The organism is Musicola keenii, assembly GCF_014855505.1.
GTDB lineage: Bacteria > Pseudomonadota > Gammaproteobacteria > Enterobacterales > Enterobacteriaceae > Musicola > Musicola paradisiaca.
In genome coordinates this window covers 183575-198688 of sequence record NZ_JAAWVW010000002.1, presented here as the reverse complement: position 1 = coordinate 198688, position 15114 = coordinate 183575, and the positions used below count along the sequence as shown (strand labels likewise).

Here is a 15114-nt window from a genome sequence, read left to right as displayed (position 1 = left end):
GTTTATCAAGGTCTCAGGTTTTATTGCATGATTAATGACAAAGATCTCTCCACATGGCAGACGTTTCGCCGCCTATGGCCGATGATCTCCCCCTTCAAAGCGGGATTGATTGTGGCCGCTGTGGCGCTGGTGGTGAACGCCGCAGGCGATACGCTGATGCTGTCGCTGCTTAAGCCATTGTTGGATGATGGATTTGGCAAGGCGGATCGCAGCGTGATGGTCTGGATGCCGCTGGCTATCATCGGACTGATGATTATGCGCGGCATATCCAGTTATATCTCCAGCTACTGCGTCGCCTGGGTATCCGGCAAAGTGGTCATGAACATGCGCCGCCGCCTGTTCAGCCACATCATGGGAATGCCGGTTTCATTTTTTGATCAACAGTCAACCGGAACGCTGTTGTCGCGGATTACCTACGATTCCGAGCAAGTGGCGTCTTCATCGTCGAATGCGCTGGTGACGGTAGTCAGGGAAGGCGCGTCAATTATCGGGCTGTTCGTGCTCATGTTTTGGTACAGCTGGCAATTGTCGTTGATTTTGATCGTGATTGCGCCGTTCGTTTCCTACAGCATGCGTGTGGTGTCCAAACGTTTTCGCAACATCAGTAAAAATATGCAGAACACCATGGGACAAGTGACCACCAGCGCCGAGCAAATGCTGAAAGGGCATAAAGAAGTGTTGATTTTCGGCGGTCAGAAAGTGGAAGAGGAACGCTTCAACCAAGTCAGCAACCGCATGCGTCAGCAGGGCATGAAAATGGTGTCGGCCTCGGCGATTTCCGATCCGGTGGTACAGTTTATCGCTTCGCTGGCGCTGGCGTTTGTACTGTATGCCGCCAGCTTTGATAGCGTGATGAAGGCGTTGACGCCGGGGACGATCACGGTGGTATTTTCCTCCATGTTCACCCTGATGCGTCCACTGAAGTCGCTGACTAACGTCAACTCTCAGTTCCAGCGCGGGATGGCGGCGTGTCAGACGCTGTTCGCCATTCTGGATACCGAGCAGGAAAAAGACAGCGGAACGCGCGTGCTGGGCCGTGCCCAGGGCGATGTGGAGTTTCGTAACGTCAATTTTGCCTACCCTGGCAAGGAAACGCTGGCGCTCAAAAACGTCAGTCTGCGCATTCCGCCGGGCAAAACCGTGGCGCTGGTGGGGCGTTCCGGCTCCGGCAAATCGACTATCGCCAGTCTGATAACCCGGTTCTACGATATCCAGTCCGGCGAGGTTTTGCTGGATGGACAGGATTTGCGGGAGTACACCTTGTCGTCGCTGCGTAATCAGGTGGCGTTGGTGTCACAGAATGTACACCTGTTCAACGATACCATCGCCAACAACATCGCTTACGCCTGTGGTGATCGTTACAGCCGCGAAGATATCGAACGGGCGGCGAAGATGGCGCATGCCATGGACTTTATCGATCGGCTAGAACATGGGCTGGATACGGTAATCGGCGAGAATGGCATATTGCTTTCCGGTGGCCAACGCCAGCGCATCGCCATTGCTCGCGCGTTGTTGCGTGATTGCCCGATTCTGGTGCTGGATGAAGCGACGTCGGCGCTGGATACCGAATCCGAACGCGCCATTCAGGCAGCGTTGGACGAGTTGCAAAAAGATCGTACCGCGCTGGTGATTGCGCACCGTCTGTCGACGATTGAGAACGCCGACGAAATTCTGGTGGTCGAAGACGGCCAGATTATCGAACGTGGCGGGCATGAGGAATTGCTGGCGCGCAATGGGGCCTATGCCCAGTTGCACAGGATGCAGTTTGGCGAATGATTGAACGTATCTGGTCGGGGCGCTCCCCGCTGTTCTGGCTGTTATGGCCGCTGTCGTTGTTGTACGGATTGGCGAGTTCATTGATCCGTATGAGCTATCGCCTTGGCTGGCGCCGAGCATGGCGGGCCCCGGTGCCGGTGGTGGTGGTCGGCAATCTGACGGCGGGTGGAAACGGTAAAACACCGCTGGTGGTTTGGTTGGTAGAGCATTTGCAGCAGCGCGGTTATCGCGTGGGCGTGGTGTCGCGCGGGTATGGCGGTCATGCGCCCCATTATCCGTTTCTGGTGACGCCGGAGGCCACGACGGCGCAGGCTGGTGACGAACCTGTGCTGATTTTTCAGCGTACTGGCGCGCCGGTAGCGGTGGCGCCACGGCGCCGTGATGCGGTAGCGGCGCTGCTGGCGGCGTATCCGCTGGATCTGATCGTCACTGACGATGGGTTGCAACACTATGCGCTGGCCAGAGATGTCGAACTGGTGGTGGTGGATGGCGTCCGCCGGTTTGGTAATGGCTGGTGGCTGCCCGCTGGGCCAATGCGCGAACGCGCTTCCCGGCTGGCGTCGGTGGACTCAGTGATCGTCAACGGCGGTGAAGCGCGTGACGGAGAGATTGCCATGCGCCTGGAAGCAAGCGAGGCGGTTAATCTGCTGAGTGGGGAACGTCGGCCGGTGTCGTCCTTACCGCCGATGGTGGCCATGGCGGGCATTGGTCATCCGCCCCGTTTTTTCGCCACGCTGGAGAGGTTAGGGGCGCGGCTTACGCGCAGCGTGGCTTTCGCCGATCACCAACACTGGCGTCCTGAACAACTGGCGGCGCTTACGCCGGATGAACGACAACCGCTGATAATGACGGAAAAAGACGCAGTGAAATGCCGCGCTTTTGCGCACGAGAATTGGTGGTATGTGCCGGTTGACGCCGTTCTGCCGTCGGTGTCATCGCAAGCGCTGCTGGATAAACTGTCCGGGCTCATCGCGCAGCAGCGCCAACACTAACCGGACGTTTTTTGACAATAGCTTCGTGATGGAGGAAGCATGGATCACCGTTTGCTTGAGATTGTGGCTTGTCCGGTCTGTACCGGGCGACTGATTTTTAACAAAGAAAAGCAGGAACTGATCTGCAAAGTGGATAGGCTGGCGTATCCGTTGCGGGACGGGATCCCTGTTCTGCTGGAGACCGAAGCGCGCTCCCTGGCTCCTGACGAGATTGCACAATGACGTTTACTGCGATAATCCCCGCCCGGTTTGCCTCGACCCGTCTGCCCGGCAAGCCGCTGGCGGATATCAATGGCAAACCGATGGTCGTGCACGTCATGGAGCGTGCGCGCGAATCCGGTGCCAGCCGCGTAATTGTGGCGACCGATCATCCCGATGTGGCGCAGGCAATTGCGCAGGTCGGCGGCGAAGTGTGTCTGACCAGCCCGGATCACGCCTCTGGTACGGAGCGACTGGCTGAAGTAATTGAGCATTACGCCTTCGCCGACGAAGAAATCATCGTGAACGTACAGGGCGATGAGCCGATGATCCCGCCGTCGATTGTGCGTCAGGTAGCGGAAAACCTGGCCGCCAGTCGTGCCGGGATGGCGACGCTGGCGGTGCCGATTACCACCAGTGAAGAAGCGTTCAACCCGAATGCAGTAAAAGTGGTGACGGACGCTGAAGGGTATGCGCTCTATTTTTCCCGGGCGACCATTCCCTGGGAGCGCGACCGCTTTGCGGTCAATCGCGATACGATCGGCGATCATTTTCTGCGCCATATCGGCATCTATGCTTATCGCGCCGGCTTTATCCGCCGCTATGTTGGTTGGGCGCCGAGCCAACTGGAGAAAATCGAGATGCTGGAGCAACTGCGCGTGCTCTGGTATGGCGAGAAAATCCATGTGGCGGTCGCGCAGGAGGTGCCGAGCGTCGGTGTGGATACCCCGGAAGATCTGGCGCGTGTCAGGGCGGCGATGACGCAGCGTTAATCCATCACGACCTTTATATCCTGTCGATAACGGGCGATTGCTGTAAGAATCGCCCGTTTTTTATGGCGTGATGAGACGCTGGCACGCAGGCCCTACCTACGCGGCGTGCGGGGCGTTATCGACGGTGCCTGTAGAAGGCTGATGCAGTGTGGTTCAGCGTAACTTTTGAGGCATAAATTATTACCAATCGGGTTAACGTTTTTATCAGTCCCTCCTTTTTGAAACGGCATTTCATGTGTCAATGTTAAAGGTGGCTTATCATTTGGCCGTCTGATGTTTACGGTTGTTTCACTAAGGATGGAGTTACGCAATGAAAATGAACAAACCAGTCGTACCGGTTGTGTTGGGATTGATAGCGGCGGGGTATGCCGCCGACGGGCTGGCGGCGGAGTATTACTTGTCCGCCAGCGGCAGCGACAGTGCCAGCGGCAGCAAGAGCGCACCCTGGAAGACGTTCGCCCGAGCCCAGGAAACCCTGAGTGCAGGGGATACGTTATGGATACGAGGGGGAACCTACGCCATCACTGCCGGTTTGAACACTTGTAGTAGTCAAACCGATACGGTGAACGCGATCACGCTTAGCAAGAGCGGTTCTTCCGGTAAACCTATCGTGTATCAGGCATACAGCGGCGAAACCCCGATATTTGATTTCAGCGGTATGACGGATGATTGCCGCGTCAAAGGGTTCAATGTGGTCGCCAGCTGGATCACGCTAAAAGGGCTAGAAATTAAAGGCGTTCCGCAAAATAACAACAAGAACCACGAATCCTGGGGGGTGTGGATCAACGGCAGTCACAACATTTTCGAGCGGCTGAATATCCATCACATCATGGGAACCGGTCTGTTTTTGAAAAACGGTTCCTATAACACCATTCTCAACAGTGACTCCCACCACAATTACGATCCCCTTACCTCCAATGGCGCCGGTCAGAGCGGTGACGGTTTTGGGGCGCATGTTTCCGCCAACATGCCGGGTAATATCTTCAGCGGTTGCCGGGCGTGGTGGAATTCGGATGACGGCTTTGATCTGATCAACGCCTATTCGTCGGTGACGATTGAAAACTCTTGGGCTTGGTTGCATGGCTATCTGCCGGGTACGACCACTTCGCTGGCGGCCGGCAACGGCAATGGCTTTAAGGCGGGCGGCTATGGCGGTGTGTATGTCAGCAATGGCGTGAAGCACACGGTGCGTAATTCGGTGGCGTTCCTTAATAAAGCCTCCGGTTTTTATGCCAACCACCACACGGTCGCTAACGATTTTTTCAACAACACCGCGTACAAGAACAAGATCAATTTCAATATGCTGGGGATCGACGCCAGCGGCAGCGGCACCAATCTGGGGACGCTGCGTAACAATATCTCCTACGCGGCGACGTCCAGTTCGTTGTCCAATACCAGCGGCGCCAACATGCGCTACAACTCGTGGAACTTCAGCAACGTACTGTCTGATACCGAATTCCAGAGCGTTTCCACCAGCGGGTGGGATGCCGCGCGGCAGTCCGACGGCAGTTTGCCGGTGCTGAAAAGCCTGCATCTGGCGTCCGGCAGTTGGATGATCGACAAGGGCGGCGATGTGAAAATCGCCTATCAGGGCTCGGCGCCTGATTTGGGCGCATTTGAATTGAAATAACGACCACGGCCCCGTCGCGCGTGATAGCGATGGGGCATCTGGCGTGCCTGAGCCGCCGGTGTTGTCTCCCGTCAGATCCCACTTTCCATACGTCAACCGCTCGGAACGGCGTCCATACCGGTATTTTTTGATCTGCATTGAAGAAATCAGCAGGGTATCGCCGCATGATGATTCAGGCTGTATCCGTCATAGCGCGTGGCTGAAAGTCACGTAACCCTGCAGCACGCTGCCTGACACTGTGACAAATAGCACCATCCTGTGTCGTGCGGTGTGAGCAAAACTCCGCTGCGTGTCGTTGGCTGTCTTGATGGCGGGAACGATAGCGCCAGCGACATTACTACAGCGAGCACAGCCAGGGGTTTCTGACTGGCCTGTGACACAGGATTGCGCCGGGCCCGATGTCGTGCGCGTTAATCAGCGAGGTAAGCCGCCAATGGAATTGTTGAAAGCGGAATTGAGTACGGTGCTGGGAGAGTCGCTCAGTCGGCTTGAGCGTATTAGCGAACAACCCTACGCGCATTTGTATGCGTTGTACGATGGTGCCGGCAATGCGATGCCGCTGTTAGCTAAAAGTTATGTTTGTCAGGGGGTTGCAGCACAGGAAGCCTACAAGCTCAGTATGCTGGCCCGTGAAGGTGAGGTACGGCTGCCGACGGTATACGGCGTGGTGTTGACCCATCAGGCGCCGTACAAGGAATTGCTGCTGCTTGAGCGTTTGCGCGGCGTGTCGGTAGAAGCGCCGTCGCGATCGCCGCAGCGCTGGGAATTGTTGATGGATCAGATTCTGGAGAGCATCACCGCCTGGCATCGCATCGACAGTCACGGCTGTGTCGGCACCGTCGACAGCACGCAGGAAAACCTCTGGTCGCACTGGTATCAGCAGCGGTTGGCGGTCTTGTGGTCGACGTTGCAGAAGGTCAGTGCGCCGTTGTTGACGATGGAGGATCGCGCGCTACTGTTTCGCACCCGTCAGAACCTGCCGGCGTTGTTCGCCGATTTTGACGACAACTGCGTACTGGTGCACGGCAACCTTACGCTGCGCAGCATGTTGAAAGACCCGCGCACCGACCAACTGCTGGCGATGCTCAACCCTGGCATGATGCTGTGGGCACCCCGCGAATACGACCTGTTCCGGCTGTGCGAAGAATCCGGCATGGCGGAACAGCTGCTTTATCGCTATCTTAGCCGCGAGCCGGTTTCCGAGTCGTTTGTTTACCGGCGTTGGCTGTATATCCTGTGGGCGGCGATTGCCCGCTATATCCACACCGGCCAGCTCGATCGTGAGTTGTTCGATAATGCCGCCAGACAGTTACAACCCTGGCTGGAATGACACCCTCCGCGCCGATGTCAGGATGATGGCGGCGGCGCGACGCCTTTAAGCCGCTGCCAAAGTAACCCTAATTCCTCGTACCAGGCGCGTTCGGCATGTGAGAGATACAGCGGCGAGGGGAAAATGCGCTCCCACAGATTCAGCGGCGAGGTGATGGCCAACTGGTTGGCGGGCGCAGGAATCGGATGCAGCCCCTGACTGAGAAAGAAATTCATCGCGCGCGGCAGATGGTTGGCCGATGTCACCAGCAAAAACGGTTGCTGGCCGAGCAGTCGCGCCGTGCCCTGCGCCTCCTCCTCGGTATCGTGCGCCTGATCCAGCAGCAGGATATCCTGCGCCGGCACGCCCAAACTTTCCGCCACCATGGCTGCGGTACGCGCGCTACTCACGGTGTTGCCCTGTGCCGCCGCGCCGGTAAAGATCAGTTTTGCGCCGGGGTTGGCGCGATACAGGCGGATCCCTTCCGTTACGCGGGGCAGGCTATTGCTGAGCAGGTTAGCGCTGGGCGCCCAGTCGGGATTGAAGGTATAACCACCGCCCAGCACCACGATATAGTTCACTGCGGGAAACGAGGGGTTCCAGGTGGGATAGCGCGACTCTAACGGTTGCAGCAGACGGTCGGCGACGGGTTGCAGACTCAGCAGCAACAACAGCAGCCAACTGACGGTCAACAGCAGCCGGGCGGTTTTTTGCCAGCGGGAGAACCACAACAGCGCGAGAGCAACGCCGACGACCAGCATGAGCAACGGCAACGGCAGTAGCAGGCTACCGATGTATTTTTTGGCGGCAAACAGCATAAAATAGCGTCCGTATCGGGTGAAAAAACACCATATGGGCAAAAATCGCGTTGTCAGGCCATTTATTCCGGGCCTGCCTGTGACAGAATATCAGGTTCAGAGAAAAACAGCCGTTTATGTTGTTTCGACGTTCAGTAAACCGCTGGTTGGAACAACCGGTCGGCTGTTAGCCATCACGCGGAATGTGGAATGCAGGATCGTAATTTTAACGACATCGCCGATAAGTTTGCCCGTAACATTTACGGCACCACCAAAGGAAAACTGCGACAGGCGGTACTCTGGCAGGATCTGGAAACCCTGTTGCCGACATTGCCGGAACGCCCGCTATACATTCTGGACGCCGGCGGCGGCGAGGGCGCGATGTCGCGTCGGCTGGCGGCGCTGGGGCATCAGGTGTTGTTGTGCGATCTGTCCGATGCGATGATCCAGCGCGCTCAGGCCGCCGCCGGGGAAGACGGCGTCGCGCAGAACATGCATTTTGTGCGTTGCGCGGTGCAGGACGTCGGGCCCCATCTGGCGCGCCCGGCGGATCTGATCCTGTTTCATGCGGTGTTGGAATGGGTGGCGGATCCGTTGCAGGCGCTGCAGGCATTGAGCGCTTGTCTGGCGCCGGGCGGCGCGTTGTCGCTGATGTTCTACAACCATGATGCGCTGTTGATGCGCAATATGGTGTTGGGAAACTTCGGCTTTGTCGATGCCGGCATGCCCAAACGCAAACGTCGCTCGCTCTCGCCCGATCATCCGCTTAATCCGCCGCAGGTCTACCAGTGGCTGGCGTCGTTGGGGTTGGAACTCGGTGGCAAGACCGGCGTGCGGGTGTTTCATGACTATTTACAAAACAAGCAACAACAGATTGACGATTTCGACATACTGCTGGCGCTGGAGCAGCGCTACTGCCGTCAGGAACCGTTTGTCAGCCTGGGGCGTTACATCCACGTCATGGCGCACAAGCCCTCTTTGAAGGATGCATTATGAGTGATTTTTCCCAGACCGTACCCGAACTGGTTGCCTGGGCGAGAAAAAATGACTTCTCCATTGCGTTGCCGACCGAACGTTTGGCGTTTTTGCTGGCCATCGCCACCCTGAACGGCGAACGCATGGATGGGGAGATGAGCGAAGGGGAGCTGGTGGACGCATTTCGTCACGTCAGCCAGGGATTTGAGCAAACCCACGAAACTATACCGGTGCGCGCCAACAACGCCATCAATGACCTGGTGCGGCAACGGTTGATCAACCGTTTCACCAGCGAACTGGCGGACGGCAACGCCATCTATCGTCTGACGCCGCTCGGTATCGGCATTACCGATTACTATATTCGCCAGCGCGAGTTCTCCGCGCTGCGTCTTTCCATGCAGCTCTCGATGGTGGCCCAGGAACTGGGCCGGGCGGCGGAGGCGGCGGAAGAGGGCGGCGACGAGTTTCATTGGCACCGCAACGTGTTCGCGCCGCTCAAATACTCGGTGGCGGAAATCTTCGACAGCATCGACCTGTCCCAACGTAGCATGGACGAGCAGCAGCAAAGCGTGAAGGACGATATCGCCGCGCTGCTGAATCAGGACTGGCGTGCCGCCATCGCCAACTGCGAACGTCTGCTCAGCGAAACCTCCGACACGCTGCGGGAGTTGCAGGACACGCTGGAAGCGGCGGGGGACAAACTGCAGGCCAGTTTATTGCGCATTCAGGACGCCACGCTCGGCAAAGACGAACTCGCCTTTGTGGACAATCTGGTGTTCGATTTGCAAGGCAAGCTGGATCGCATCATCAGTTGGGGGCAGCAGACTATCGATCTGTGGATCGGTTACGACCGGCATGTACACAAGTTTATCCGTACCGCGATCGACATGGACAAGAACCGGGTGTTTGCCCAGCGTTTGCGCCAGTCGGTGCAGAGCTATTTCGAGGCGCCGTGGGCGTTGGCCTACGCCAACGCCGAGCGGCTGCTGGATATGCGCGACGAGGAACTGGCGCTGCGCACCGAGGAAGTTACCGGCGAGCTGCCGCCGGATCTGGAGTACGAAGCCTTCAGCGAAATCCGCGAGCAAATCGCCGCCATGGTGGAACAGGCGCTGGAGAAATATAAACAGCAACATATTCCGCTTAATCTGAGTGAGGTGATACGTGACTATCTGACACAGTATCCCCGCTCGCAACATTTTGATGTTGCCCGAATTGTGGTCGACCAGGCGGTACGTCTGGGGGTGGCCGACGCTGATTTCACCGGATTGCCGGCTCTGTGGCAGGCAATCAATGAGTACGGAGCCAAGGTGCAGGCCCATGTCATCGATAAATATTGATCAAAACATTTCCGCCCGGCTGATGAATGCGCTCGCCAACACGCTGTTTCCCGCGCTGGACAGCCAACTGCGCGCCGGGCGTCACATTGGCGTGGAAGAGCTGGAAAACCACGCATTTCTGATGGATTTTCAGGACGAACTGGAACACTTCTACGGCCGTTACAACGTCGAACTGATCCGCGCGCCGGAAGGTTTTTTCTATCTGCGCCCGCGATCCACTACGCTAATCCCGCGTTCGGTGCTGTCCGAGCTGGACATGATGGTGGGCAAAATCCTCTGCTATCTCTACTTAAGCCCAGAGCGTCTGGCGCATGAAGGTATTTTCAGCCAGCAGGAGCTGTATGAGGAGCTGCTGAGCCTGGCGGACGAGAGCAAGCTGCTCAAGCTGGTGAACCAGCGTTCCACCGGCTCCGATCTTGACCGGCAAAAATTGCAGGAAAAGGTGCGCACTTCGCTTAACCGCCTGCGGCGCTTGGGGATGATCTATTTTATGGGCGCCGATGGCAGTAAGTTCCGCATCACCGAGGCGGTGTTTCGCTTCGGTGCTGATGTGCGCAGCGGAGATGACCCGCGTGAAGCGCAGTTGCGGATGATTCGCGACGGCGAGGCGATGCCGGTGGACGGCAGTCTGTCGCTGGATGACAGCGATGATGGCGCGAGCGGCGATGACCCACGAGTTGAGGATGAACAGGAATGATTGAACGCGGAAAATTTCGCTCGCTGACGTTGGTCAACTGGAACGGCTTTTTTGCCCGCACCTTTGATCTCGACGAACTGGTCACGACGCTGTCCGGGGGTAACGGCGCCGGAAAATCCACCACCATGGCGGCGTTCATCACCGCGATGATCCCGGATTTGACGCTGCTGCACTTCCGTAATACCACCGAGGCCGGTGCCACCAGCGGTTCCCGCGACAAAGGGTTGCACGGCAAACTGCGTGCCGGAGTGTGTTACTCGGTACTGGACGTGGTCAACTCTCGTCATCAGCGCGTGCTGGTGGGGGTGCGGCTGCAACAAGTGGCCGGGCGTGATCGCAAGGTTGATATCAAACCCTTTACCATTCAGGGGCTGCCGATCGCGACCTCGCCGACCCAGCTGCTGACGCAGTCGGTGGGCGACCGTCAGGCGCGCGTGCTGTCGTTGCAGGACGTCAAAGACCGGGTCGAACAGCTTGAAGGCGTGCAGTTTAAACAGTTCAACTCGATTACCGACTACCACGCCTTGATGTTCGATCTCGGCGTGGTGCCGCGCCGGTTGCGCTCCTCGTCCGATCGCAACAAGTTTTACCGCCTGATTGAGGCCTCGCTGTACGGCGGGATCTCCAGCGCCATCACCCGTTCGCTGCGCGACTATCTGCTGCCGGAAAACAGCGGTGTGCGCAAGGCGTTCCAGGATATGGAAGCGGCGTTGCGGGAAAACCGCATGACGCTGGAGGCGATCCGCGTGACCCAGTCGGATCGCGACTTGTTCAAGCATTTGATTTCTGAGGCCACGTCCTACGTGGCGGCGGATTACATGCGCCACGCCAATGAACGCCGCATCCATCTTGATGGCGCGCTGGCGTTGCGCCGCGACCTGTTCGGCAGCCGTAAACAGCTGATTGTGGAGCAGACCCGCCATGTGGAAATGGCGCGCGAGTTGCAGGAGCAGACCGCAGCGGAAAGCGATTTGGAAACCGATTATCAGGCCGCCAGCGATCACCTGAATCTGGTGCAGACGGCGATGCGTCAGCAGGAAAAGATCGAACGCTACAGCGCCGATCTGGACGAGCTGAACTACCGACTGGAAGAGCAGAATGAGGTGGTGGAGGAAGCGCGCGAGCAGTTGGAAGAACGCGAAGCCCGCGCCGACGCCGCCGAACAGGAAGTGGATGAACTGAAAAGCCAGCTGGCGGATTACCAGCAGGCGCTGGACGTACAGCAAACGCGCGCGATTCAGTACAGCCAGGCACAGCAAGCGCTGGAACGCGCCCGGTCGTTGTGCCAATTGCCGGCGCTAACGGCGGATAACGCTGAAGAGTGGCTCGATAGCTTCCGCGCCAAAGAACAGGAAATCACCGAACTGTTGCTGGAGATGGAACAGAAACTGAGCGTGGCGGACGCCGCCAATAGCCAGTTCGAGCAGGCGTATCAACTGGTGTGCCAGATAGCCGGCGCGGTCAGCCGCAATGACGCCTGGAGCACCGCGCGGGAACTGTTGCGCGACAGCGCGTCCCAACGCTATCTGGCCGAACAGGTGCAACCGCTGCGGCTGCGGTTGTCCGAACTGGAGCAGCGCCTGCGGGAACAGCAGGAAGTGCAGCGGCAGTTTCAGGAATTCGCCAAACGTTGCGGCCAGGCGTATGAGCCGGAAGATTTGGAAGCGTTGCAGGCGGAACTGGAGGCGCGCATCGAGGATTTGTCCGAGCGGGTGGCTGCCGCCGGCGAACAGCGTCTGTCGCTGCGTCAGGAACTGGAGCAGGTGCAACAGCGCATTCGCGAGCTGACAGCGCGGGCGCCGGGTTGGTTGGCGGCGCAGGAAGCGCTGTCGCAGCTCAACGAACAGAGCGGTGAGCACTGTGGCGATAGTCAGCAAGTGACTGAATTTATGCAGCAATTGCTGGAGCGCGAGCGCGAAACCACGGTCGAGCGCGATGAGGTCGCCAGCCGTAAACGGCAAGTTGATGAGCAGATTGAGCGCCTCAGCCAGCCCGGCGGTTCGGAAGACCCGCGCCTGAATGCGTTGGCGGAGCGTTTCGGTGGGGTGTTGCTGTCGGAAATTTACGACGACGTCACGCTGGACGACGCGCCGTACTTCTCCGCGTTGTACGGGCCGTCGCGTCACGCCATCGTGGTGGCGGATTTGTCGCTGGTGCGTGAACAGTTGGCCGGTTTGGACGATTGCCCGGAAGATTTGTACCTGATCGAGGGCGACCCGCAGTCGTTCGACGACAGCGTGTTTGCAACCGAGGAGCTGGAAAAAGCGGTGGTGGTGAAAATCGCCGATCGCCAGTGGCGTTACTCCCGCTTCCCGGAGGTGCCGCTGTTTGGCCGCGCCGCCCGTGAACAACGGCTGGAAAGCCTGCGTGAAGAGCGCGAAGCGCTGGCCGAACGTTACGCCACGCTCTCCTTCGACGTGCAAAAGATTCAGCGTTTGCATCAGGCGTTCAGCCGCTTTATCGGCAGCCACCTGGCGGTGGCGTTCGAGGACGACCCGGAAGCGGATCTGCGCCAGTGCAACAGCCGCCGTGGTGAGCTGGAGCGCGCTATCGACAATTTCGACAGCGAAAATCAGCAGCAACGCCAGCAGTACGAACAGGCCAAAGAGCAGATGACGCTGCTCAATCGCTTGATGCCGCGAATCGGCCTGTTGTGCGACGACGGGTTGGAAGACCGGGTGGATGCGCTGCGTGCTGAACAAGACGAGGCGGAAGAGGCCGCCCGGTTTGTGCAGCGGCACGGCGCATCGCTGGCGAAGCTGGAGCCGCTGGCGTCGGTGCTGCAAAACGATCCGCAACAGCATGAGCAACTGCGGGAAGAGTATGCGCAGGCGCAGGCCGGCCAACGCACGGTCAAGCAACAGACCTTCGCGCTGACGGAGGTGGTGCAGCGGCGCGCTCACTTCAGTTATACCGATTCGGCGGGCATGCTCAACGCCAACGTTGATCTGAACGATAAACTGCGCCAGCGCCTGGATCAGGCGGAGCAGGAGCGTACCCGTGCCCGTGAGCAGTTGCGCCAGCATCAGGCGCAGTTGACCCAGTACAGCCAGTTGCAGGCGTCACTGAAAAGTTCCTATGACGCCAAACGCGATATGCTCAAAGAGTTGACGCAGGAGTTGGCGGATATCGGCGTGCGCGCCGATGCGGATGCCGAAGCCCGCGCCCGCACGCGACGCGATGAGCTGCACGCGGCACTGAGCGCCAATCGCGCTCGCCGCAATCAACTGGAAAAACAGATCACTTTCTGTGAAGCGGAAATGGACGGTTTGCAGAAGAAACTGCGCAAGGTGGAGCGCGACTACCACACCATCCGCGAGCAGGTAGTGACGGCGAAAGCGGGCTGGTGCGCGGTGATGCGTCTGGTGAAGGACAACGGCGTCGAACGCCGCCTGCATCGCCGCGAACTGGCGTACCTGAGCGGCGACGAGCTGCGGTCTATGTCGGATAAGGCGCTGGGGGCGTTGCGTCAGGCGGTGGCGGACAACGAACACCTGCGTGACGTGCTGCGCATGTCGGAAGATCCAAAGCGGCCGGAGCGCAAAGTACAGTTCTATATCGCGGTCTACCAGCATCTGCGCGAGCGTATCCGTCAGGACATCATCCGCACCGACGACCCGGTGGAAGCCATCGAGCAGATGGAGATCGAGCTCAACCGTCTGACCGAAGAGCTGACCGCGCGCGAGCAGACGCTGGCGATCAGCTCCCGTAGCGTGGCGAACATTATCCGTAAGACTATCCAGCGCGAGCAAAACCGTATCCGCATGCTCAACCAAGGCTTGCAGGCGGTGGCGTTCGGGCAGGTGAAGAGCGTGCGGCTCAACGTCAATGTGCGGGAAACCCATACCACGCTACTTAACGTGTTGTCCGAACAGCAGGAACTGCATCAGGATCTGTTCAACAGTAATCGCCTGACCTTCTCCGAAGCGTTGGCGAAGCTCTATCAGCGCCTCAATCCGGAAATCGACATGGGCCAGCGCGCGCCGCAGACCATCGGCGAGGAGTTGCTGGACTACCGCAACTATCTGGAAATGGAAGTGGAGGTTAACCGCGGCGCCGACGGCTGGCTGCGGGCGGAGAGCGGTGCGCTGTCCACCGGCGAGGCCATCGGTACCGGGATGTCGATTCTGGTGATGGTGGTGCAGAGCTGGGAGGAAGAGTCCCGGCGGCTGCGCGGCAAGGATATTTCCCCGTGTCGTCTGCTGTTCCTCGACGAAGCGGCGCGGCTGGACGCCAAATCCATCGCCACGCTGTTCGAGCTGTGCGAGCGGCTGGAGATGCAACTGATTATCGCCGCGCCCGAGAACATTAGCCCGGAGAAAGGTACCACCTACAAGCTGGTGCGTAAGGTGTACCAGAACCACGAGCATGTGCATGTGGTCGGCCTGCGCGGGTTCGCCACCGACACGCAGGACAGCCCGACGCACTAATCTCTGCGCCGTATGACATGCGCTCTTGATCAACAGGGCGCATCGTCACGGCATCCCACGCCGTGTTGTGCTACCGCGCGTGCCTATCTTGCTCCCATCCTGTGCCGACACGGCGACTGCCTTTGTCACCGCCGTGTGGGTCTATCCATGCGCGTTTTCCCCTGTGAGGCGCCGTATTTCGCCGAGCCATCCCAGCC

Annotated in this window: 11 protein-coding genes; 10 read left to right on the top strand and 1 reads right to left on the bottom strand. The window is 58.7% G+C overall.

Annotation, left to right across the window (positions count from 1 at the left end; genetic code table 11):
• The first annotated feature begins 27 nt into the window (after positions 1-27).
• From msbA to HEP82_RS03170, 6 genes are all read left to right on the top strand, one after another.
• Positions 28-1776 carry a lipid A ABC transporter ATP-binding protein/permease MsbA gene (gene msbA / locus HEP82_RS03195; protein ID WP_192456753.1) on the top strand — a complete coding sequence of 583 codons (1749 nt, stop codon included), beginning with the start codon at positions 28-30 and terminating at the stop codon, positions 1774-1776.
• A complete protein-coding gene (lpxK, locus tag HEP82_RS03190; RefSeq protein ID WP_192456752.1) occupies positions 1773-2768 on the top strand; it encodes a tetraacyldisaccharide 4'-kinase in 996 nt (331 codons plus the stop codon). The genes msbA and lpxK overlap by 4 nt, the downstream gene beginning before the upstream one ends.
• Positions 2769-2807: 39 nt before the next feature.
• Entirely contained in the window at positions 2808-2990 is a 183-nt protein-coding gene (locus HEP82_RS03185) for a Trm112 family protein (RefSeq protein ID WP_192456751.1), read from the top strand.
• Positions 2987-3739 carry a 3-deoxy-manno-octulosonate cytidylyltransferase gene (gene kdsB, locus HEP82_RS03180; protein ID WP_192456750.1) on the top strand — a complete coding sequence of 251 codons (753 nt, stop codon included), beginning with the start codon at positions 2987-2989 and terminating at the stop codon, positions 3737-3739. The genes HEP82_RS03185 and kdsB overlap by 4 nt, the downstream gene beginning before the upstream one ends.
• Before the next feature lie 310 nt (positions 3740-4049).
• On the top strand, positions 4050-5369 hold the full coding sequence (gene pelN / locus HEP82_RS03175) for a pectate lyase PelN (RefSeq protein ID WP_192456749.1): 1320 nt from the start codon (positions 4050-4052) through the stop codon (positions 5367-5369).
• A gap of 433 nt (positions 5370-5802) precedes the next feature.
• Positions 5803-6699: a YcbJ family phosphotransferase gene (locus HEP82_RS03170; protein WP_192456748.1), complete on the top strand. Its 897-nt coding sequence runs from the start codon at positions 5803-5805 to the stop codon at positions 6697-6699.
• 17 nt (positions 6700-6716) lie between these two features.
• On the opposite strand, the gene elyC is transcribed toward HEP82_RS03170, so the two are convergent.
• Positions 6717-7496, bottom strand: a complete 780-nt coding sequence (elyC, locus tag HEP82_RS03165) for an envelope biogenesis factor ElyC (protein WP_192456747.1) — start codon at positions 7494-7496, stop codon at positions 6717-6719.
• A gap of 189 nt (positions 7497-7685) precedes the next feature.
• On the opposite strand from elyC, the gene cmoM reads away from it, so the two are divergent.
• Genes cmoM through mukB form a run of 4 tightly spaced genes read left to right on the top strand, consistent with a single transcriptional unit; the run spans position 7686 to position 14917 of the window.
• Positions 7686-8471: a tRNA uridine 5-oxyacetic acid(34) methyltransferase CmoM gene (cmoM, locus tag HEP82_RS03160; RefSeq protein ID WP_192456746.1), complete on the top strand. Its 786-nt coding sequence runs from the start codon at positions 7686-7688 to the stop codon at positions 8469-8471.
• Complete coding sequence (gene mukF, locus HEP82_RS03155; protein WP_192456745.1) at positions 8468-9790, top strand: chromosome partition protein MukF; 1323 nt, start codon at positions 8468-8470, stop codon at positions 9788-9790. The genes cmoM and mukF overlap by 4 nt, the downstream gene beginning before the upstream one ends.
• A complete protein-coding gene (gene mukE / locus HEP82_RS03150; RefSeq protein WP_015853895.1) occupies positions 9771-10487 on the top strand; it encodes a chromosome partition protein MukE in 717 nt (238 codons plus the stop codon). The genes mukF and mukE overlap by 20 nt, the downstream gene beginning before the upstream one ends.
• Positions 10484-14917 (top strand): chromosome partition protein MukB, encoded by a 4434-nt coding sequence (mukB, locus tag HEP82_RS03145; protein WP_192456744.1) that lies wholly within the window; start codon positions 10484-10486, stop codon positions 14915-14917. Before mukE ends, mukB begins: the two co-directional genes overlap by 4 nt.
• Positions 14918-15114 lie beyond the last annotated feature (197 nt).